This window comes from Nonomuraea composti (assembly GCF_012034275.1).
Taxonomy (GTDB): Bacteria; Actinomycetota; Actinomycetes; order Streptosporangiales; family Streptosporangiaceae; genus Nonomuraea; species Nonomuraea composti.
Window position 1 is genome coordinate 1 of sequence record NZ_JAATEP010000094.1, and the last position, 20,521, is coordinate 20,521.

16 protein-coding genes are annotated in these 20,521 nt (G+C 72.0%); 9 read left to right on the forward strand and 7 right to left on the reverse strand.

Features of this window, described 5'->3' with window-relative positions; translation table 11 throughout:
* The coding region (locus HCN51_RS55285; RefSeq protein ID WP_168021807.1) for a tetratricopeptide repeat protein at positions 1-1,351 on the forward strand (1,351 nt) is incomplete at its 5' end.
* Here the strand turns inward: HCN51_RS55285 and HCN51_RS55290 are convergent.
* The 4 genes from HCN51_RS55290 to HCN51_RS55305 all read right to left on the reverse strand — a co-directional run bounded on the left by HCN51_RS55290 (position 1,348) and on the right by HCN51_RS55305 (position 5,366).
* Positions 1,348-2,136, reverse strand: a complete 789-nt coding sequence (locus HCN51_RS55290; RefSeq protein WP_346434168.1) for an ABC transporter ATP-binding protein — start codon at positions 2,134-2,136, stop codon at positions 1,348-1,350. The genes HCN51_RS55285 and HCN51_RS55290 overlap by 4 nt on opposite strands.
* On the reverse strand, positions 2,133-3,188 hold the full coding sequence (locus HCN51_RS55295) for a FecCD family ABC transporter permease (protein ID WP_346434169.1): 1,056 nt from the start codon (positions 3,186-3,188) through the stop codon (positions 2,133-2,135). The genes HCN51_RS55290 and HCN51_RS55295 overlap by 4 nt, the downstream gene beginning before the upstream one ends.
* Positions 3,185-4,219 carry a FecCD family ABC transporter permease gene (locus HCN51_RS55300; protein WP_346434170.1) on the reverse strand — a complete coding sequence of 345 codons (1,035 nt, stop codon included), beginning with the start codon at positions 4,217-4,219 and terminating at the stop codon, positions 3,185-3,187. The genes HCN51_RS55295 and HCN51_RS55300 overlap by 4 nt, the downstream gene beginning before the upstream one ends.
* Before the next feature lie 73 nt (positions 4,220-4,292).
* Entirely contained in the window at positions 4,293-5,366 is a 1,074-nt protein-coding gene (locus tag HCN51_RS55305; RefSeq protein ID WP_168021808.1) for a PLP-dependent cysteine synthase family protein, read from the reverse strand.
* Positions 5,367-5,614: 248 nt separating this feature from the next.
* On the opposite strand from HCN51_RS55305, the gene HCN51_RS55310 reads away from it, so the two are divergent.
* Positions 5,615-6,199, forward strand: a complete 585-nt coding sequence (locus HCN51_RS55310) for a sigma-70 family RNA polymerase sigma factor (protein ID WP_168021809.1) — start codon at positions 5,615-5,617, stop codon at positions 6,197-6,199.
* On the opposite strand, the gene HCN51_RS55315 is transcribed toward HCN51_RS55310, so the two are convergent.
* Entirely contained in the window at positions 6,196-7,140 is a 945-nt protein-coding gene (locus tag HCN51_RS55315) for an anti-sigma factor RsbA family regulatory protein (RefSeq protein ID WP_168021810.1), read from the reverse strand. The two genes, HCN51_RS55310 and HCN51_RS55315, sit on opposite strands and share 4 nt — an antisense overlap.
* A gap of 306 nt (positions 7,141-7,446) precedes the next feature.
* On the opposite strand from HCN51_RS55315, the gene HCN51_RS55320 reads away from it, so the two are divergent.
* Genes HCN51_RS55320 through HCN51_RS55330 form a run of 3 tightly spaced genes read left to right on the forward strand, consistent with a single transcriptional unit; the run spans position 7,447 to position 9,271 of the window.
* Positions 7,447-7,752 (forward strand): hypothetical protein, encoded by a 306-nt coding sequence (locus tag HCN51_RS55320; protein WP_168021811.1) that lies wholly within the window; start codon positions 7,447-7,449, stop codon positions 7,750-7,752.
* A 30-nt stretch (positions 7,753-7,782) separates the two neighbouring features.
* Positions 7,783-8,589, forward strand: coding sequence for a polysaccharide deacetylase family protein (locus HCN51_RS55325; RefSeq protein WP_080045567.1), 807 nt, complete (start codon positions 7,783-7,785; stop codon positions 8,587-8,589).
* 31 nt (positions 8,590-8,620) lie between these two features.
* Positions 8,621-9,271 carry a DUF2461 domain-containing protein gene (locus tag HCN51_RS55330; RefSeq protein WP_168021812.1) on the forward strand — a complete coding sequence of 217 codons (651 nt, stop codon included), beginning with the start codon at positions 8,621-8,623 and terminating at the stop codon, positions 9,269-9,271.
* Positions 9,272-9,289: 18 nt separating this feature from the next.
* On the opposite strand, the gene HCN51_RS55335 is transcribed toward HCN51_RS55330, so the two are convergent.
* A complete protein-coding gene (locus HCN51_RS55335) occupies positions 9,290-11,686 on the reverse strand; it encodes a hypothetical protein (RefSeq protein ID WP_168021813.1) in 2,397 nt (798 codons plus the stop codon).
* A 360-nt stretch (positions 11,687-12,046) separates the two neighbouring features.
* Positions 12,047-13,897 (reverse strand): translational GTPase TypA, encoded by a 1,851-nt coding sequence (gene typA, locus HCN51_RS55340; protein ID WP_080045569.1) that lies wholly within the window; start codon positions 13,895-13,897, stop codon positions 12,047-12,049.
* 236 nt (positions 13,898-14,133) lie between these two features.
* On the opposite strand from typA, the gene HCN51_RS55345 reads away from it, so the two are divergent.
* The 4 genes from HCN51_RS55345 to HCN51_RS55360 all read left to right on the forward strand — a co-directional run bounded on the left by HCN51_RS55345 (position 14,134) and on the right by HCN51_RS55360 (position 20,511).
* Positions 14,134-14,877 (forward strand): AMP-binding protein, encoded by a 744-nt coding sequence (locus tag HCN51_RS55345; protein WP_168021814.1) that lies wholly within the window; start codon positions 14,134-14,136, stop codon positions 14,875-14,877.
* A 52-nt stretch (positions 14,878-14,929) separates the two neighbouring features.
* Positions 14,930-17,374, forward strand: coding sequence for an ATP-binding protein (locus HCN51_RS55350; protein ID WP_168021815.1), 2,445 nt, complete (start codon positions 14,930-14,932; stop codon positions 17,372-17,374).
* Positions 17,375-17,450: 76 nt separating this feature from the next.
* Positions 17,451-17,834 carry an AMP-binding protein gene (locus HCN51_RS55355; RefSeq protein ID WP_168021816.1) on the forward strand — a complete coding sequence of 128 codons (384 nt, stop codon included), beginning with the start codon at positions 17,451-17,453 and terminating at the stop codon, positions 17,832-17,834.
* A gap of 121 nt (positions 17,835-17,955) precedes the next feature.
* Complete coding sequence (locus tag HCN51_RS55360) at positions 17,956-20,511, forward strand: LuxR C-terminal-related transcriptional regulator (RefSeq protein ID WP_168021817.1); 2,556 nt, start codon at positions 17,956-17,958, stop codon at positions 20,509-20,511.
* Positions 20,512-20,521 lie beyond the last annotated feature (10 nt).

Sequence of the window (20,521 nt, forward strand, 5' to 3'; positions counted from 1 at the left end):
CACCGAGCTGGTCGCCGTGCTGCGGCGCAGGGTCGATCCCGGCCTGCTGACCATCGAGGAGGGGCCGTCCCGCCCGGGCGCGGGGCCGCTGCCCGCCGACTTCGACCGGTACCGCGACGAGGGCTTCCACCACGCCATGGCCGAGTCGGGGCTCGAGGTGCTGCGCGGGCTGGCCTACGAGGACGAGCCGGAGCGCTGGCAGCGCCTGCTGCACCGGGTGGCCTCGTCCCTGGAGGCCGTCGGGCGCGAGGAGGAGGCCCGCGAGCTCTACGACCGGCTCCGGCGCCTCAGCACCGACCCCAAGCACCGCGCGACCGCCGCCTACGCCACGGCCATGATCCTCGTCCGCCACCACGACCACGCCCGCCGCGACCCCGAGCAGGCGCTGGCCTGGATCAACGAGGCCGTCACGATCACCGCGCTGCTGCCCGACCCCCGGGAGCGGGCCTTCCACCTGGGCTTCGACCTCAACGGCAAGGCGCTGGTGGAGGTGCGCAGGGGCCGCCGCGACGCCGCCATGGAGCTGGTCGCGCGGGCCGTCGAGCTGGCCGCCGACCTGGGTGAGGAGCATCCCGTGCACCGGCTCGTCCTGTACGCCAACCGGGCCCAGCTCCAGGCCATGGCGGGGCAGCGGGAGGCGGCGCTGGCCGACTACACGCGGGCCATCGAGATCGACCCCGGCTACCCCGACTACTACCTCGACCGGGGCAACCTGCTGCACGAGCTGGGGCGCGACGAGGAGGCACTGGCCGACTACGAGACCGTCATGCGGCTCAGCCCGCCCTTCCCCGAGGCGTACTACAACCGGTCGGAGGTCCGCTACGCCGCCGGCGACCTGGAGGGGGCGCGCGCCGACCTCGACCACACGCTGGAGCTGGACCCGGAGTTCGCTCCGGCCTACGTCAACCGCTGCGGTCTGCACGTGGCGGCCGGCGACTATCCCCGGGCGCGGCAGGATGTGGAGCGGGGGCTGGAGCTGGCGCCGCGCGACCCGTACCTGCTGTGCGTGCTGGGCCAGGTGGAGCTGGCCGAGGAGCGTTACCCGGAGGCGCGGATGGCCTTCGACGAGGCGCTGGAGCTCGATCCCGAGCTGGTGGCCGCGTGGGCGGGGCGGGCGGAGCTGGCGTTCGAGCGGGGCGACCACGAGGGCGCGCTGGGGGACCTGACGCGGGCGCTGAAGCTGGCGGAGACGGCCGAGCTGCTGTTCAACCGGTCGCTGGTGTACCAGGCGGCGGGGCTGCCCGGTCAGGCGCGCGAGGACCTGCTCAGGGCCGTGGAGCTGGCCCCCGAGGACGAGGACGTCCGCCGCGCGCTGTCCCGCACGCGGGAGGAGCCCCACCGGGACGGCTAGTCGCGGGGGAGCGGGCCGATCGGGACGACCAGCGGGGTGCCCGCCACCGGGTCGGCGATGACCTTGGCGTCCAGCTCGAACACCTCCCGCAGCAGGCCCTCGGTGAGCACCTCGTGCGGCGTGCCGGAGGCGACCACCCGGCCGGCGCGCATGGCGACCAGCCGGTCGGCGTAGCGGGCGGCCAGGTTGAGGTCGTGCAGGACCATGACGACCGTGCGCCCGGCCTCCTCGTGCAGGTGCCGGACGAGCTCCAGCACCTCCACCTGGTGCGCCAGGTCGAGGAACGTGGTCGGCTCGTCGAGCAGCAGCAGGTCCGTGCCCTGGGCCAGCGCCATGGAGATCCAGGCGCGCTGCCGCTGCCCGCCCGACAGCTCCTCCAGCGGCCGCTCGGCCAGGTCGGACAGGCCCGTCATGTCCAGGGCCGCCGCGACCGCGCCCTCGTCGTCGGAGGACCACTGCCGGTACCACGTCTGGTGGGGGTGCCGCCCGCGCGCCACCAGGTCGGCCACGGTCAGGCCCTCCGGGGCGGACGGCGCCTGCGGCAGCACGCCGAGGACCTTGGCCACCTCCCGGGTGGGGATGCGGTCGATGCGCTTGCCGTCCAGCAGCACCTGGCCGCCCTGCGGCTTGAGCAGCCGGCCCAGCGCGCGCAGCAGCGTGGACTTGCCGCAGCCGTTCGGCCCGATGATGGTGGTGACCGTGCCGGCCTCGATGCCGAGGTCGAGCCCGTCCACGATGAGGCGGTCGCCGTACCCGAGCTTGACGCCGGCTGCCTGCAGTCTCACTTGCGCGACCTCCAGATCAGGTGGATCAGGTACGGGGCGCCGAGCACGGCCGTGACGATGCCGACGGGCAGCTCGACGGGGGAGAAGACGCTCCTGGCGATCAGGTCGGCGGCCGTGGTGAGCACGGCGCCGACGACCGCCGAGCACAGCAGCGGCGGCCGGCCCGACCGGACCAGGCGCAGCGCGATCTGCGGAGAGGCCAGGGCCACGAACGCGATCGGCCCGGCCGACGCGGTGGCCACGGCGGCCAGCAGCACGGCGGCCAGGATCAGCAGGGCGCGGGCCGGGTTCACGCGCACGCCGAGCGCGGTGACCGTGTCGTCGCCGAAGCGCAGGGCGTCGAGCGAGCGGGTGCCGAGCAGGGTGAGCGGCACCAGCACGGCCAGGGCCAGCGCCGTGGGGACGACGTGCTCCCAGCCGCGCCCGTTCAAGGAGCCGCTGATCCAGACCATGGCGCGGGCGGTGTCGTTGACATCGCCGACGGTCAGCAGCCAGAACTTGACGTTGGTGAACACGGCGGCCACGCCGATGCCGACCAGCACCAGGCGGTAGCCGTCGAGGCCGCGCCGCCACGCCAGGCCGTACACGATCGCAGCGCCGAGCAGCCCGCCGAGCAGGGCGAGCGCGGGGACGCCGAGGGTGGCCAGCAGGCCGCTGACGGTGCCGTACGCGCTGCCGCTGAGCACCAGGCCGGCCACGACGGTGACGGAGGCGCCCGTGGTGACGCCGAGGATCTCGGGGCTGGCCAGCGGGTTGCGGGCGATCGACTGGATGATGGCGCCCGACAGCGCGAGCGCGGCGCCGACGAGGGCGCCGGTGAGCGCGCGGGGCAGCCGCAGCTCCATGATGACGAAGTGGGCGGCGCCGTTGACGTCGAACGTGCCGGTCAGCACCTCGGGCAGCGTCATCTCGATCTCGCCGATGCGCATGTCCAGGGCCATGAGCAGGGCGAGCAGGACGAGCCCGGTCAGGGTGAGCGCGACGGCGCGCGGCCGTACCCTCCAGGACACCGTGGACGTGCGGAGAACCGTGGACGTGCGGAGAGTCGTCACAGGCGCACCGGCTTTCTGCGGCGGACCAGCGCGACGAAGAACGGGGCGCCGAGCAGCGCGAGCACCACGCCCACCTCCAGCTCGCCCGGCGGGGCCACGACGCGGCCGACGACGTCGGCGACCAGCAGCAGCGCCGCGCCGATCAGCCCCGAGAACGGCAGCAGCCACCGGTGGTCGGTGCCCGACAGCGGGCGGGCCAGGTGCGGCACGATGAGCCCGACGAACGCCAGCGACCCGCAGGCGGCGACGGCCGCGCCCGACAGGAGGGTGACGGCGGCGACGCCGATCGCCCTGGTCCTGGAGACGTTCTGGCCGAGGCCGCGCGCGACGTCCTCGCCGAGGGAGAGCGCGTTGAGCCCGGGGGCGTTCGCCACGGCGAGCACCAGCCCGGCCAGGACGAACGGGAGCACCTGCCAGGCCACGTCGGCGCCCCTGGAGGCGATCGAGCCGGCCTGCCAGAAGCGGAAGACGTCCATGGCCTGCTCGTCGAGGAGCACGATGGTGGAGGTCAGGGCGTAGAGCAGGGCGCTGACGGCGGTGCCGGCGAGCGCCAGCGTGACCGGGGTGGGGCCGCCTCTGCCGCCGGCCATGCCGAGCGCGAAGACCGCCACGCTGGCCACGAGCGCGCCGGCCAGGCCGTACCAGATGTAAGTGAGCAGGCTGGAGGCGCCGAGCAGGATGATCGAGGAGACCATCGCGAACGCGGCGCCCTGCGTGACGCCGAGCAGGCCGGGGTCGGCGAGCGGGTTGCGCGTGTGGCCCTGCATGAGCGCGCCGGCCACGCCGAGCGCGAGGCCGGCGAGGATGCCCAGGGCGGTCCTGGGCAGGCGCAGGGAGCGGATGACGATGTCGTTCTCGGTGCCGGCCGGGGCGGTGAGCGCGTGCCAGGCGTCGGCGAGCGGCACGGATTTGGAGCCGATTGTGACGCTCAGCACGACCGCGACCGCCACGGCGGCGAGCAGGGCGAGCAGGACGGTGAGGCGGCGCCGGCGGAGGCCGTGCGGGCGCGGGGCGACGGCGGTTGCGCTCACCCGGCTCCTCCTCAGCAATCCCTGATCCTGGTGAAGTATGCCAGTTTAGGATCGCCTTACCTAAATGGGGGGTTCAGCCGGGCAGGAAGGCACGCAGCTCCGCCAGGTGGGGCTCGATGTCCAGGCCCTGGTCCGCCAGCCAGCCCGGGTTGCCGTAGGTGCCCTTGTAGCGGTCGCCGCTGTCGCACACGAGGGTCACGATGCTGCCCTGCTCGCCCGCCTCGCGCATCTCCTGGATGAGCTCCACGCAGGCCGCCATGTTCGTGCCCGTGGAGCCGCCGACGTCGAGCCCGGTCACCTCGCGGGTCCAGTGCATGGCGGCGATCGAGCGGGCGTCGGGCACGGCGATCATGCGGTCGATGACCGTGTGCTGGAACGAGGGCTCCACGCGGGGCCGGCCGATGCCCTCGATGCGCGAGCCGGGCGCGGTGACCGAGACGTCGCCCGAGGTCCAGCTCGGGTAGAAGGCCGAGCCCTCCGGGTCGACGACGGCCAGGCGGGTGGCGTGGCGGCGGTAGCGGATGTAGCGGCCGATGGTGGAGGAGGTGCCGCCGGTGCCGGCGCCCACCACGATCCAGGCCGGCTCGGGGTGGGGTTCCAGGGAGAGCTGGGAGAAGATGGACTCGGCGATGTTGTTGTTGCCGCGCCAGTCGGTGGCCCGCTCGGCGTAGGTGAACTGGTCCATGAAGTGGCCGCCGGTCTCGGCGGCCAGGCGGTGCGACTCGTCGTAGATGGCGCCGGGGTCGTCGACCAGGTGACACTTGCCGCCGTAGAACTCGATGAGGTGGATCTTCTCCGGCGACGTGGCCGCCGGCATGACCGCGATGAACGGCAGGCCGAGCAGGCGGGCGAAGTACGCCTCGCTGACGGCGGTGGAGCCGCTGGAGGCTTCGACGATCGTCGTGGACGGGCCGATCCAGCCGTTGGCCAGGCCGTAGAGGAATAGGGAGCGGGCCAGGCGGTGTTTGAGTGAACCTGTCGGGTGCACCGACTCGTCTTTCAAGTAGAGGTTTACACCCCAGTGCGAGGGCAGCGGAAAGACGTGCAGATGTGTGTCGCAACTACGGTTGGCGTCGGCCTCGACCTTGCGTATGGCCTCAGCCACCCAGCGGCGTGTACCCGTATGGTGCCGGTCCACGAATCTCATGCTCATACGCTATCCCATGTGACTCTCGCCACTATTCCTACAAAATTGGGTGGGTAGTGTTATGATAATGAGACTTGTCCGGCCGTGGACGTGACCACGCACGCCGCGAGCAGATGGACGATCAACCCCTTCTGACCAAGGCGGAGTCTCTAACGCGTCCCTTAGCAGGGGCTTGCGAAGATGGAACCGCCGTCAGGCGGCTTGTGCCGAAAACGGGGGATAGCGCAAGGGGGAATGAATTGATCACTATGACCGATGAGCAGCGTCAGGACTGGTTCGAGCGCGATGTCGTGCCCGTGACGTCGCAGCTGTTCGCCTCCGCCATGCGCCTGACCCGTAACACAGCCGATGCCGAGGACCTGGTGCAGGAGACGGTGGCCAAGGCCTACACGTCGTACCACCAGTTCCGCGAGGGCACCAACCTCAAGGCGTGGCTCCACCGGATCCTGACGAACAACTTCATCAACGACTACCGCAAGAAGCAGCGCTCGCCCAAGCTTTCGGCCGCCGAGGAGATCGAGGACTGGCAGCTGCACGCCGCCGAGTCGCACAGCTCGACCGGCCTGCGCTCGGCCGAGACCGAGGCGCTCGACCGGCTGCCCGACAGCGTCGTGATGAACGCCCTGCGCTCGCTGCCCGAAGACTTCCGCGTGGCCGTCTACCTCGCCGACGTCGAGGGGTTCGCCTACAAGGAGATCGCCGAGCGGATGGGCACGCCCATCGGCACCGTGATGTCGCGGCTGCACCGTGGCCGCCGCCAGCTCCGCGGCATGCTTGAGGAGTACGCCCGCGAGGAGGGCGCCGTGCGCCTGCCCGCGCAGCGTGCCGCCTAGGAGCCCATGCCCAGGTGCAGGCGGACCCGTAACAGGCCCTCCTCCGCGCGCAACTCCACCAGGTCACAGAGCTGCCTGCTGATCCAGAGCCCGTAGCCCCGAGGGGACTCGGGCTCTGGTGGTATGTAGCCGGGTAACGGGTCGTCGAGGGCGCCTCCGGGGTCGGCGATCTCGCAGACCAGCTCGCCGTCGACGACCCACATCGCGATCGTGCCGTACCCGGCCCCGTGCTCGACGCTGTTGGCGGCGATCTCGGACACGCTGATCACCAGCGAGGTGATGAGGTTGCGGTCCATGCCGGCCGCCCTGGCGTAGTCACCGACGGTCTGGCGCAGGCGCTTCAGCTCCCTGGCGGTGAAACGCACGGTCTCGGCGGTCGCCGGCGGCTCGGGCAGCGGCTCGCGGTCGTCGTGCAGCACCAGCTCGTGCGGCTCGACGAACCGGCTGCTCGCCGTCTCGCCGTCCGCGCCGAGCAGCACCGGATGGTTGACCGGGCCGTAGTCGAGCACGCCGCCGGGCACGTGCCGCAGGTCGTACAGGCACCACATGATCGCGGCCGTCGCGCGGAACGCGGCGTTGATCACCGACTCGTAGCGGATGAGCTCCCTGATCTCGCGGCGGCTGCGGCCCGCCCAGACGGGCTCGCCGATCACGAGGGTGCGGCGGCCCCTCGTGTACTCGTGGTAGGCCGCCAGCGTGCGGTACGGGTGGTCGTACCAGGAGGTGGACAGCCGGCTGTCGATGAGGTCCGCCTCGTGCCCGAGCGCCTCCCGCAGCCGCGCCAGCTTCACCGGGCAGGTGATCACCAGCACCTGCCGGCCCTCCCGCAGCGCCGTGCGCACGTGCGGCACGGCCAGCTCCAGAAAAGCCTCATCGGAGTCGTACGGCACGGCCACGTGCTTCAACGACTCGCCATCGGAACGTGCCCGCTCAGGGCGCACGGGCGAAACGTAGCAAGCGCCACAGCGCCGCGCAACGGTCATGAGCGCCACTGCCGTGAGTGCGCATGCGTGCGGAGCGCGCGGACCGCCGCCGCGTCACGTGAGCCCCGTCACTCCCGCTATCCTCTGAACTCGCGAGCACTCGCGTGAGCAATGAGCGCGAACGCGCCCCGGATCACCCCCCGGAGTTTCATGATTACTCCATGTCTTGGACGGCTGATGCCCGTTGTTGGGTACATCCCTTGTATGCGGTGAACGCCCGCGGCGATCACCGCGCCGCTGTGAAACGTCGGCAGGGGGTGGCGTGTGAGTGAGGCCCGAGCGGCGACGGAGAAACTCCATGCGGAGCTTCATGGTCTGGGCGTCACCACCGCTTACGAGGTGGGCGACGACGAGACCGTCTCGGTCTGGATCGGCCTGGTCGTCCGCTACAGGGATGGTTTTTACCGGTGGCAGGAAGGGCCGGTGAAACGTCGGCATCTGGGTACGGATCCGGTCGGATGTGCCATGCGCGTGGCGCGCCGCTACCAGGAATTGCAGGCGGATATCCCACTCTGGTGGGACGACCTGGCCAGGGAGCTGCGGGGGGCACCGGTCCAGGATTATCCGTAGGCCCCCGCATGCGGCGTTTCGGGGGGAAGCATGCGCGTATGGGCCCTGCCGCTGGCCCTGGTCGCCCTGGTGAGCTGCGTGACACAGTCGGTGCCGCGCCGCCAGCAGGCCAGAGTGCACACCGCGGCGGCCAGGCCGGTCGTCATCGATCCCGTGATGCTCGCCAAACGGCTCAGGGCGATGCAGCCGGGCTGGCCGCGCAGCCGTAAGTTCGACTGCGCCCGGCTCAAGTGCGTGGCCCTGACCTTCGACGACGGGCCGGGCGAGTACACCTGGCGGCTGCTCGACCTGCTGCGGCAGCGCGACGTGCGGGCCACGTTCTTCGTCATCGGGCAGATGGTGGCCGCCGACAAGGGCGGCCGGATCGTGCGGCGCATCGTGGGCGACGGCCACGAGATCGGCAACCACTCCTGGAGCCACCCGCCGCTCGCCGAGCTGTCCCACGAGGCGTTGCAGAAGGAGCTCAAGCACACCGAGGACATCGTGCGGCGGCTCACCGGGGTGCGGATGCGGGTGATGCGGCCGCCGTACGGGTCCACCGACGACGAGGTGGCGGCCGAGACCCGCCGCGAAGGGCTCGCCCAGATCCTGTGGAACGTCGACACCCTCGACTGGCGCGACCGCGTCGCCACCACCGTGGCCAGGCGGGCCGGGGAGGCGAAGCCGGGCTCCATCGTCCTGCTGCACGACATCCACCGCACGACCGTGGAGGCCGTGCCCGCGCTGCTCGACACGCTCGGCAGGAAGGGGTACACGTTCGTCACCGTCTCCGAGCTGTACGGCAGGACGCCCGCGCCCGGCCGCACCTACACCGAGCGCACTCCCACCGGGCGCTGAGCTGTCGGTGGCGCGTGGCACTCTTGACGGCATGGGTTTCAGCGGCTTTCCCGACGAGGCGTTCCTCTTCTACGAAGGGCTGGAGGCGGACAACTCCAAGACCTACTTCGGCCGGCACAAGCAGCTCTACGAGGAGGCGGTGCGGGCGCCCATGCTGGCGCTCACCGACGAGCTGGCCGCCGAGTTCGGGCCGGCCCACCTCTTCCGCCCCTACCGCGACGTGCGCTTCTCCAAGGACAAGGCGCCGTACAAGACGCATCAGGGCGCGTTCGTGGAGGCGATGCCGGCGATCGGGCTCTACGTCGAGATCAGCGCCGCGGGGCTGTTCGTGGCGGGCGGCGTCTACTCCACGGCCGCCGACCAGATCGCCCGCTACCGTGCGGCGGTCGACGAGGACCTGTCCGGCAAGCCGCTGGAGTCGATCACGGGCGCGCTGGCCGATCAGGGCTACGAGCTGGGCGGCGACCGGCTGAAGACGCGGCCACGGGGGTTCGGCGAGGAGCATCCGCGCATCGAGCTGCTGCGGCACCGGTCGCTCTACGCGGGGATGCGCTTCGAGCCGCAGGAGTGGGTGCACACCCCCGAGGTGCGGGCGCGGGTGGAGCGGGCGTGGCGGGCGTTCGGGCCGCTGGTGGAGTGGCTGTCCACGCACGTACGCGGCAGCGAGCTGCCCCGCCGCTGACCCGGTGGGCCCTTCGGGTCAGCGGGGGGTGGTGATGGTGACGATCTGGTCGCCTTTGAGGATCCGGTCCACCGTCTGCCCGGCGGCCGAGGACGCCGCCGTGGTGCCCGCCGCCAGCACCAGCGCCAGCGTGGGCGCCGCGAGGCTGCGGATGCTGCGCAGGTTGCGCACCCGTGCCCACGGCTCCCCGGCCAGGTGCATGATGCGCCACTCCCAGAACAACCCGAGCCCGATGCACACCATCATGACCTGCCCCACCACGATGGCCACGACCTGCGTCTTGTCGAACGCCCCGATGTCCGGCTCGGCGAGGGTCGACAGGTAGCCCGACAGCTCGGTCAGCAGGGCCGCGGCGGTCAGGTGCAGGGCCTTGGTCATGGGCTGGGTGCCGCGGATGCGCGGGTAGAAGTAGCCGAACAGGAAGCCGAAGGCGGGCAGCGTGATCAGGTAGCGCCCGTCGAAGATGAAGCTGGTCAGGTCCACCCCTTCCGGCCAGCCGTAGACGAGGGCGAAGGGCAGGCTGAGCAGCAGGCTGACGGTGAAGGCGTGGATGCCGTTGTACCAGGGCGAGCAGCCGGCGGAGGTGGCGAAGGCGGTCTCGGGGTGCCGGCCGTGCCGGTTCATGGCCGATTCGAGCGCGTTGTGCTGCTGGTCGAAGTCGGCCATGGTCAGCTCGCCCGCGCCGATCCTGGCCCGCCCGACGCGGTACAACTCTTGCTCGGCGACCAGCAGCAGCCGTTTGTGCAGGGCGGCCCTGATGAGGGCGCGGTGCTCCTCCAGGTTGACCGGCTCGGGGATGGCCATGCGGGGGCCGGTGAGCAGCCATTGGGCGGTCGCCCAGGCCACGAGCGAGGTGATGGCCAGCAGCGGCAGCGGCACGTCGATGTCGGCCAGCGTGGTGCTGCCGCTGGGCGTGATGTAGAGCACCATCAGCACGCAGATCATGGTCGACTCGGCCACGGGGTTGTCGACCGCGGAGAGCTGCGCGCCGAGCCGCCGCAGCCGCAGCACCAGCATCACGAACCCGAGCAGCAGCAGCCCCATCACCCCGCGCACGATCGGGCTGAGCACGAGGTTGCCGATGCGCGGCTCGTCCTGCTGGACGGCCAGGCTCCACGACCCCGAGTCCAGCCATTCGGTGGGCCAGCCCTGCACGAGCAGGCTGATGAGCACGGCGCCCACGACGGTCTGGCGTTTCCACTGCTTGGTGGCCACGGCCAGCGCGGAGATCGGGATCAGCGCCCAGCTCAGCGCGAGCACCAGCCGGATGCTGTCGGGCGGGTACACCCCGCCGGCCAGCGCCCGCAGCCACAGGGCCAGGGCCAGCAGCCCGATCGCGGCCTCGGCCGACAGCACCGCCAGGCGGACGACGACCGGCCGTACCCCGAGGTCCACGCTGAACGCGATCGCCGAGCCGGCCGCGGCGACGGCCGCCACGGCCCCGCCGGCCAGCAGCGCCTGGCCGGACAGCTGCCCGTGCAGCCACGACCAGGCGAGCATGCCGAGCCCGATCGCGACGCCCGCGCCGGTGACGACGAGCAGGTCACGGGTGTCCCACGGCGGGCTGGTCGGCAGCACGCGGCTGGCGTGCCGCAGCGCGAGGAGGGGCACGGCGATGAAGAGGATGACGTACGCCACCGCCGACCAGTCCTCGGCGAACAGCGGGATCAGCAGCGCGGGCGCGGCCAGGGCGAGCCCGAAGAACAGCTCCCTGTTGGCGAGCCGGGCCCACCAGCCCTTGCCGAGCGAGCGCAGCAGGTAGATCGCCAGCGCGATCGCGGTGAGCACGCCGAGCGCGGTGGCCCACGAGAAGTCCTCCTGGACGACCACGTCGGGGAAGCCGAAGGAGTCGGGCGCGAGCGTCAGGCTCACCGGGTACGCCCCGACGGTGAACGCCAGCCGCTCGGCCGCCTCCTGCTCCGGCGTGATGCCCTCCAGTCGCAGCACGCTCCACTCGCCGGGCAGCACGGTGATGGAGCGGCTGGTGACGATGAGCGGGAACGCCTTGGGCTCCTCGAAGTCCAGCTTCAGCAACTGGTCGGGCCGGAGCTGGCGCAGCAGCGTCACGGTGAACTCGGCCGTGGTCCGGCCGCTTTCCGAGATGAGGGTCGGCGCCAGGCGCGTGGTGGGGGCCAGGCTGGGGCCGCCCACCTTGATGGCGCCGAACGCGGCGTCGGTGACCTGCTGCAGCGTGCCGGGGAAGCCGCCGCCCTGGCGTAACGCCTCGATGAGGGTGTCGCGGCGGGCGAGCTGCAGCCGGTGCTTGACGGTCACCTTGACGTGCCGCTGGCGCGGGTCGAGCCGGCCCTCAGGGACCGGCTCCAGGTCGCTCCTGCTCGCCCTGGAGATCGACACCTCCGTGGTGGCCCTGCGGGCCCAGCGCACGTCGGGGTCGGCGCGGGTGGCCGCGGCCACCCACGGGTTGGGACCTGCGGTGCCTTTCGGCGGGGCAGGGCCCGCTACCGGTCTGGCTGCAACGGTGCACCAAACGATCGCCCCCAACGACACCAGCGCCAGCCCGAACGCGATTGCCATCCGGAGCTTTCCCACAATTTGGATGATTCTCCGGCATGCGCCATTGTTCTATCTCGTAGGGTCACGGTGTGATTACAGCTGCTCCCATGACAACTTTTCTTTACGGCGTGACCCGGGAGAGTCTTTCCATCGCACGTGGCGGAGCCGGGGTACTTACTTCCCGCACTTACCAGAAAGCCGCGCTTTGTTCGCAAAAAAGCGAGCAAAGCGCGGCTTCGGTGAAGATTTCCGACGGCTCCGTCAGGCGCGCTTGGCGCGGGCCGCGGCGCGGCCGCGGGTGGCGGCGTCGAGCACGACCTTGCGGATGCGCACGGCCTCAGGGGTGATCTCCACGCATTCGTCCTCGCGGATGAACTCCAGGGCCTGCTCCAGCGACAGCACGCGCGGCGGGATCACCTTCTCCGTCTCCTCGCTGGTGGAGGAGCGCATGTTGGTGAGCTTCTTCTCCTTGGTGATGTTCACGTCCATGTCGTCGGACCGGGAGTTCTCGCCGACGATCATGCCCTCGTAGACCTCGGTGCCCGGCGAGACGAACAGCACGCCGCGCTCCTGGAGGTTGAGCATCGCGAACGCGGTCACCGGGCCCGACCGGTCGGCCACCAGCGAGCCGTTGTTGCGGGTGCGCAGCTCGCCGAACCACGGCTCGTACGAGTCGAACACGTGGTGCACCAGACCCGTGCCGCGCGTCTCCGTGAGGAACTCCGTGCGGAAGCCGATCAGGCCGCGCGCCGGCACCACGAACTCCATCCGGATCCAGCCGGTGCCGTGGTTGGTCATGTGCTCCATGCGGCCCTTGCGGACGGCCAGGAGCTGCGTGACCGCGCCGAGGTACTCCTCGGGGCAGTCGACCGTCAGGCGCTCGACCGGCTCGTGCACCTTGCCGTCGATGACCTTGGTGACGACCTGCGGCTTGCCGACGGTCAGCTCGTAGCCCTCGCGGCGCATCTGCTCCACCAGGATGGCCAGCGCCAGCTCGCCGCGGCCCTGCACCTCCCAGGCGTCGGGCCGGTCGGTGGGCAGCACGCGCAGCGAGACGTTGCCGACGAGCTCCTTCTCCAGGCGGTCCTTCACCATGCGGGCGGTCACCTTCGAGCCCTTGACCTTGCCCACCAGGGGCGAGGTGTTGGTGCCGATGGTCATCGAGATGGCCGGCTCGTCGACCGTGATGAGCGGCAGCGGGCGCGGGTCGTCGGGGTCGGCCAGCGTCTCGCCGATCATGATCTCGGGGATGCCGGCGATGGCGATGATGTCGCCGGGCCCGGCCTGCTCGGCCGGCTTGCGCTCCAGCGCCTCCGTCATGAGCAGCTCGGTGATCTTGACCTTCTGGATCGAGCCGTCGGTGCGGCACCAGGCCACCTGCTGGCCCTTGCGCAGCACGCCCTGGTGGATCCGGCACAGCGCGATGCGGCCCAGGTAGGAGGAGGCGTCGAGGTTGGTGACGTGCGCCTGCAGCGGCGCGCTCGGGTCGTAGGTGGGCGCCGGGATCGTCGACTTGATGATGTCGAAGAGCGGCTCGAGGTCTTCCGAGTCGGGCATGCCGCCGTCGGCGGGGCGCTCCATGGAGGCCCGGCCCGCCTTCGCGGAGGCGTAGACGATCGGGAAGTCGATCTGCTCCTCGGTGGCGTCGAGGTCCATGAAGAGCTCGTAGACCTCGTCCACGACCTCCTTGATGCGCGCGTCGGGCCGGTCGACCTTGTTGATGCACAGGATGACCGGCATCTTGGCGGCCAGCGCCTTGCGCAGCACGAACCGGGTCTGCGGCAGCGGCCCCTCACTGGCGTCGACCAGCAGCACGACGCCGTCGACCATCGACAGGCCGCGCTCGACCTCGCCGCCGAAGTCGGCGTGGCCCGGGGTGTCGATGATGTTGATCGTCATGCCGCCGTGCTGGACGGCGGTGTTCTTCGCGAGGATGGTGATGCCCTTCTCGCGCTCCAGGTCGTTGGAGTCCATGACCCGGTCGTCGACGTCCTGGTTCGCGCGGAACGCCCCGGACTGCCAGAGCATCGCGTCGACCAACGTGGTCTTGCCATGGTCGACGTGCGCGATGATCGCGATGTTCCGCAGGTCGTCGCGGCTGTTCAAAGGCATGATGACGTCTCGCTCTGTGTGTCGTGGGGGCGGCCGCGCGAAGTCGCGACCTACTAAGTCTAGTTGATCCCCTCAGATGGCAGGAGCGGACAGGGTGAGGAACGATGTACAGACGGATGAAGAACAGGGACCGGTGACAACTGTAGGAGCAGACGGCGGGAACGGCGGCCCACCTACATAGGGGGTTGCACATTTGTGCGCATGGCAATCTTGGTCCCGGTCCCTAGATTGTCGTCATGACCTGGACAGAGCTCGTGATGGCGGCGGCACCGATGCAGGGCGAGCAGCCGGCGGTGAGCGACGTCCGCACCGGCGAGGTGCTGTCCTACACCGCCTTCGCCAGGCGCGTCACCCGCGCCGCCGCCGGGCTGCGCGCCCAGGGCCTGCGCTACGGCGACCACGTGCTCGTCAACGTGCCGCTCGGCGCGTTCCTGCCCGTGGCCGTGCACGCCGTGGCCTGGGCCGGCGGGGTGGCGGAGCTCTCGGCCACCGGCACCGCCCGGCTGATGATCACGCAAGACCGCTACGACCCCGAGGCCGTGAAGGTCGACCAGGTGTTCGCGTTCCGCCCCACGCCGGGGGCCCGGCCGTTCGCCGACCTGCTGACGGCGGGCGCGGTCGAGTTCGGGCCGCTGGCCGGCCCGGCGTTCACCCTCGACGGCGTGCGCGTGCTCGACAACACCGACCTCGCCACCGACCTGCGCCGGCTCGCCGCCCGGCTGGTCGTCGGCAAGGACGACGTCGTGATCAGCGCGGTGAGCGAGCCGTTCCGCGGGCTGCGGGTGATCGATCTGGCGATGACGGCCGGCGCCCACGTCGTGGTCGCCCACGAGCCGAGCCTGGTCGGCTGCCGCGTGCTGGCCCAGGAACGCCGGGCCACCATGATCGTGGCGCCGTACGACCTGGCCAGGAGGCTGCTCGGCGACCCCATTCTGCGGGTCGTCGACGAAAGGGCGGTCGTGAGCTCGCTTGGCCTGTGAAAAGTGCGACACTGTGGGAGAGTGTGATCCTTCCGCGACGCAGGGTGAGCACATGCCAGATACCCCCCGGCACAACCTTCCGGCAGAGCCCAACCGGTTCATCGGCCGCGAGCGCGACCTCGACGACCTGCGCGGCCTGTTCGGCGAGACGCGAGTGGTGACACTGTGCGGGGTCGGCGGCATCGGCAAGACCCGGCTGGCCCTCCAGGTGGCGGCCGGGCTGTTGCCGTCGTTCCCCGACGGCGTGTGGCTCGTGGAGCTGGCCAGATTCGGCCGTCCCGAGCTCGTCGAGCAGGAGGTGGCCCGCGTGCTCGGCGTGCGCGAGGAGAGCGCCAGGCCGCTGCGCGACACCATGACGGCCCGGCTGGGCGACCAGCGCTGCCTGCTGCTGCTCGACAACTGCGAGCACGTGGTCGACACGTGCGCCGAACTGGTCTCCGCGCTTGTCGCGGCCTGCCCGTCGCTGCGCGTCCTGGCCACCAGCCGAGAGCCGCTGCGCATCCCCAGCGAGCTGATCTGGCGGGTGCCGCCGCTCGACCTGCCCGATCCGGCCACGCCCGAGGCCGAGTCCGTGCAGCTCTTCATGGACCGCGCGGCGGCGGCCGGCACCAGGCTGGGGCCCGAGAGCCTGCCCGACGTCGTGCGGCTGTGCCGGGCGCTCGACGGGCTGCCGCTGGCGCTGGAGCTGGCCGCGGCCCGTACGAGCCTGCTCAGCCCCGGCCAGATCGCCGACCGCATCGACGACCGGTTCTCGCTGCTGACCACGGGGGGCCGCACCGCGCCGCCCCGTCAGCGCACGCTGCTGGCGGCCGTCGAGTGGAGCTACGACCTGCTGTCGGCCAAGGAGCAGGTGCTGCTGCGGCGGCTGTCGGTGTTCGCCGGTGATTTCGACCTCGACCTGGCCGAGCAGGTCTGCGCCGAGCGGCCCATCCCCGAGGGCGAGATCGTCGACCTGCTCGGCGGGCTGGTCGACAAGTCGCTCGTGCTGTGCGACGAGAGCCGCAGGCGCTACTGGCTGCTGGAGACGATCAAGCGGTACGCCGTCGAGCGCCTCGACCAGGCCGGCGAGCGCGAGGTCCTGCGCCAGCGCCACCTCGACGTGCTGTGCGAGCTGCAGGAGCGGCACTTCATGACCGAGATGGTGCTGCCCGGCGTGCCGTGGGAGCGGCGGCTGGAGGCGCTGCGCGCCAGCCGCGACCTGATCGACGACCAGCGCGTGGCGCTCGACTGGGCCGTGGAGGCCGGGAACGTTCCCGCGGGCCTGCGGCTGTGCCGCACCAGCACGGGGCTGCTGCCCCTCGGCGGCAACGTGACGGAGATCGTCGGCTGGATCGAGCGGCTGCTCTCGCTCGACCTGACGGGGGTGTCCGCCGACCAGATCGCGCACGCCAAGGCGTACCTCGCCTACGGGCTGGAGGCGCGCGACGAGCTGAGCCGGGCGCTGGAGACGGCGGAGGCGAGCCTGGCCGAGATGTCGCGCGACGACCTGTTCCCGCACTGCGTCATGCACAGCCTCATGGTCGTCGTGCTGCTGCGCATGGGGCGCGCCGACGACGCGCTGCACCACGCGGAGGAGGGCCTGGCCCTGGCCACCCGCACCGGCGACACGTGGAACCAGGCGGCGGGGCTGCTCGGGCTGTCGGCCGTGGCGCTGGTGCGCGGCCGGCTGCGGGAGGCGCAGCGGCACGGCGAGGAGGCGCTGGCGCGGGCGCGGGCGCACGGCCACCGCTGGCTGATGGCCCGGACCGCGATCCAGCTCGGCTCGGTGGCCGAGGCCAGGGGCGACCTGAGCACCGCCAAGGAGCACTACAAGACGGCCGCCCCCTGGCTGCGCGAGCTGGGCGGCGGCGCCGAGCCGGGCGGCGACCCCGAGCTGACCCGGTGCCTGGCGCGCATCGGGCGGGTGGCGGCCATGCTGCACGAGTTCGGCGTCGCGCGTGAGCAGCTGTCGGCCAGCCTGGAGCTGGCGTGGGCCGGCGGGCAGCGGCAGGGCGAGGCCCGCTGCCTGGTGGGGCTGTCGGTGCTGGCCGAGTGCGAGGGCGACCTGGAGGGCGCCGTGCTGGCCGCCGCGGCGGCGGCCGGGCTGCGCGAGTCGATCGGGCAGCACTCGGCCACGACCAGGATCGAGGAGCTGCTCGGCCGGGCCCGCACGAAGCTGGGCGAGAGCCGCACCACCGCCCTGTGGTCGCGCGGCCAGACGATGCGCCCCGACATGGCCGCCCGCCACGTGCTGTCGGGCGAGCGGGTGACGGGCAAGCCCCCGGCCAAGGCCCCGGTGGCGGCCGAGCCGGGCAGGCACTCGCTGCTGACCGCGCGCGAGCGGGAGATCGCCGGGCTGCTCACCCGGGGGCTGTCCAACCGGATCATCGCCGAGGAGCTGGTGATCAGCCCCGCGACGGTCGCCCGGCACATCGCCAACATCATGGAGAAGCTCGGCTACACCTCACGGGCGCAGATCGCGGTCTGGGCCACCGAGCATCAGAAGGACGACCCGTAGCCGTGCCGAGTTCTGCATAGGGATCTGCATATTCCGCCCCATGTGTGCACGAGACGCCCTCCCTACGGTGGGCCCCATGGATGAGCGCATCGTGATGGTGGACTCAGGCACCGGCCTGAAGCTCACCGAGGAGCAGCTCGACGAGAGATCCGCGGTCGCGACCGTCCAGCTGCGGCGCAGGGGAGTGCGCTCCGGAGACACCGTGCTCATCTGCCTGCGCGTCGGGCCCGACCTGCTCGTGTCGACCAACGCGGTGATCGCGGCCGGCGGTGTCGTCTGGCCCCTGCCGCCCGATCTCGACACCGCCACGTTGCGCGATCGCATCCACGAGAGCGGCGCCCGGGTGATGATCTCCGACGTCCGGCACGCCCTCGACGCGGCCGAGGAGTCGCGGGTGCGGATCGTGATGAGCATCGCCGACCTGAACGGCTCGTGCCCGTCCTGGGCGCCGCCGACGTGAGCGCCTCACATTCGTAGCGGGCGGGTCGTCGACTCTGCACGGAAAGTGATCGCATCGGCCCCCGCCGAGGGGGAGACTTGGCTCGTAGGAGAGCCTGCCGCGACCACTTGGGGCCCCGAAGATGACCGTGCCAGCCCCGCACAACCTCCCTGTGGAGCCCAACCGCTTCATCGGCCGCGAACGCGACGTGTCCGAGCTGGGCGCGCTCGTCCGCGAGGAACGCGTGATCACGCTGAGCGGCGTGGGCGGCATCGGCAAGACCCGGCTGTCGCTGCGCGTGGCGGCGCAGGCGCGGCCCTGGTTCGCCGACGGCGTGTGGCTGGTGGAGCTGGCCCGCGTCGGAGATCCCGCGCTGGTGGTGAACGAGCTGGCCGGCGTGCTCGGCGTCCGCGACGAGCTGGCCGGCGTGCTCGGCGTCCGGGACGAGCTGCCCGGGCGGCTGCTCGACGGCCTGCGGCTGCGCCTGCGTGACGCCAGCACCCTGATCCTGCTGGACAACTGCGAGCACCTGGTCGAACGCTGCGCCGAGCTGGTCGCCCAGCTCATCGCCGAGTGCCCCCGCCTGCGCTTCCTGCTCACCAGCCGGGAGCCGCTGCGCATCCAGGGCGAGCTGGTCTGGCGGGTGCCGCCGCTGGAGCTGCCCGACGAGCGGCATCCCGACGCCGAGTCGGTGCTGCTGTTCGTGGAGCGGGCGCTGGCGGCGGGCGCGCGGGCGGTGACCGAGCACATGCCCGACGTCGTACGCCTGTGCCGGGCCCTCGACGGCCTGCCGCTGGCCCTGGAGCTGGCGGCGGCCAGGACGGGCCTGCTGAGCCCCGGCCGGATCGCCGACCGCATCGGCGACCGGTTCGCGCTGCTCACCACCGGCCACCGCACCGCGCCCGCCCGTCAGCGCACGCTGCTGGCCACCGTGGAGTGGAGCCACGACCTGCTCACGCCCAAGGAGCGGGTGCTGCTGCGGCGGCTGTCGGTGTTCGCCGGGGTCTTCGACCTGGGGCTGGCCGAGCGGGTGTGCGCCGACGGCGGCATCCTGCGCCGGGCCGAGCTGCTCGACCTGCTGGCCGGGCTCGTGGACAAGTCGCTGGTGCTGCACCAGGGCGGCGCCGGCCGCTACCGCCTGCTGGAGACCATCCGCCAGTACGCCGCCGACCGCCTGGAGGAGGTGGGCGAGGTCGCCCGGCTGCGCGACCGGCACCTGCGGGTCGTCTGCGAGGAGATGGAGCGGTGCTACGAGGGCGGCTCGCTGGAGCCGCGGATGCCGTGGCCGGCCCGGCTCGCGCACTTCACCAGGGGCCGCACGCTGCTCGACGACTGCCGGGCCGCGATCGACTGGGCCGTCGCGTCCCGTGACGCGGTGACCGGGCTGCGGCTGGCGCGGGCGGCGCTGGCGATCCTGGCCGTGCGCGGCGACCTGGGCGAGAGCGTCGGCTGGCACGAGCGGCTGCTCGCGCTCGACCTGGCCAAGGTGCCCGACGACGTGGTGGCGGTGGCCGCGGCGGCGCTGGCGTACGGGCTGGAGCTGGCCGACGAGCTGGAGCGGGCCGAGGAGCTGATCGTGCAGGGGGTGGAGGAGCAGAAGCGGCATCCGTACACGCACTGGCTGGGCATCTCCTACGGCGTGGCGCTGACCGTGTTCTTCCGCACCGGGCGGACGGAGCGGGCGCTGCGGTACACGGAGGAGCTGGAGGCGGCGGCGAGCGCGCACGACGACCCGTTCAACCTGGCCACGGCCCGGATCGCGCAGCTCAACCTGGCGTTGTTCCAGGGGCGGCTGCGGCAGGCCAGGCGGTACGGCGAGGAGGCGCTGGCGCTGGGCAGGCAGGCGGGCCACCACTGGACGCAGGCCAGGGCGCTGACCCATCTCGGCGCGGTGGCCGAGGCGGCGGGCGACCTGGAGACCGCCCTGTCGTGCCACGCGGGCGCGCTGCCGCTGCTGGAGGGCATGGACAACCGGGTCGAGCTGGCCCGCTGCCACGCCCAGCTCGGCCGGGTGGCGGCCGGCCTGGGCGACCGGGCCGCCGCCAGGAAGCACGTGGCCGCCGGGCTGGAGCTGAGCAGGAAGGCGGGGCAGCGCAGGGGCGTGATGCGGGCGCTGTCGGCCCTGTCGGCGCTGGCCCAGGCGCAGGGCGACCTGGAGGGGGCGGTGCTGGCCGGGGCCGCCGCCACCGCGCTGCGCGAGTCGATCGGGCAGGTCGGCCCGCCGGGGCGGGTGCGGGAGCTGCTGACGCTGGCCCGCGGCGAGCTCGGCGAGGGCCGGGTGACGCTGCTGTGGGCCAGGGGCATGGAGTGGCCGCCGGACGAGGTGGCCCGGCGCGTGCTCGGCAGCGAGGCCACGCACGTGAGCGGCGGCGAGGCCGGGCCGGTGCCCGGCGACGGGGCCGGCCAGAGGGTCAGTGGCCAGGCCGGTCAGGGGCTCGGCGGCGCGGCCGGGCGGGGGCCGCTTCCGATCGAGGTGGGGGTCGGGTCCCGGTACGCCGGGCTGACGGCCAGGGAGCGGGAGATCGCGCTGCTGCTGACCAAGGGCTTGAGCAACCGGGCGATCGCCGCGGAGCTGGTGATCAGCCCGGCCACCGTGGCCAGGCACGTCGCCAACATCATGGACAAGCTGGGCTTCGACGCCCGCTCGCAGATCGCGGTGTGGGCGGCCGGGCACGGCATCGACGCGCAGCGGACATAACCTCATATCC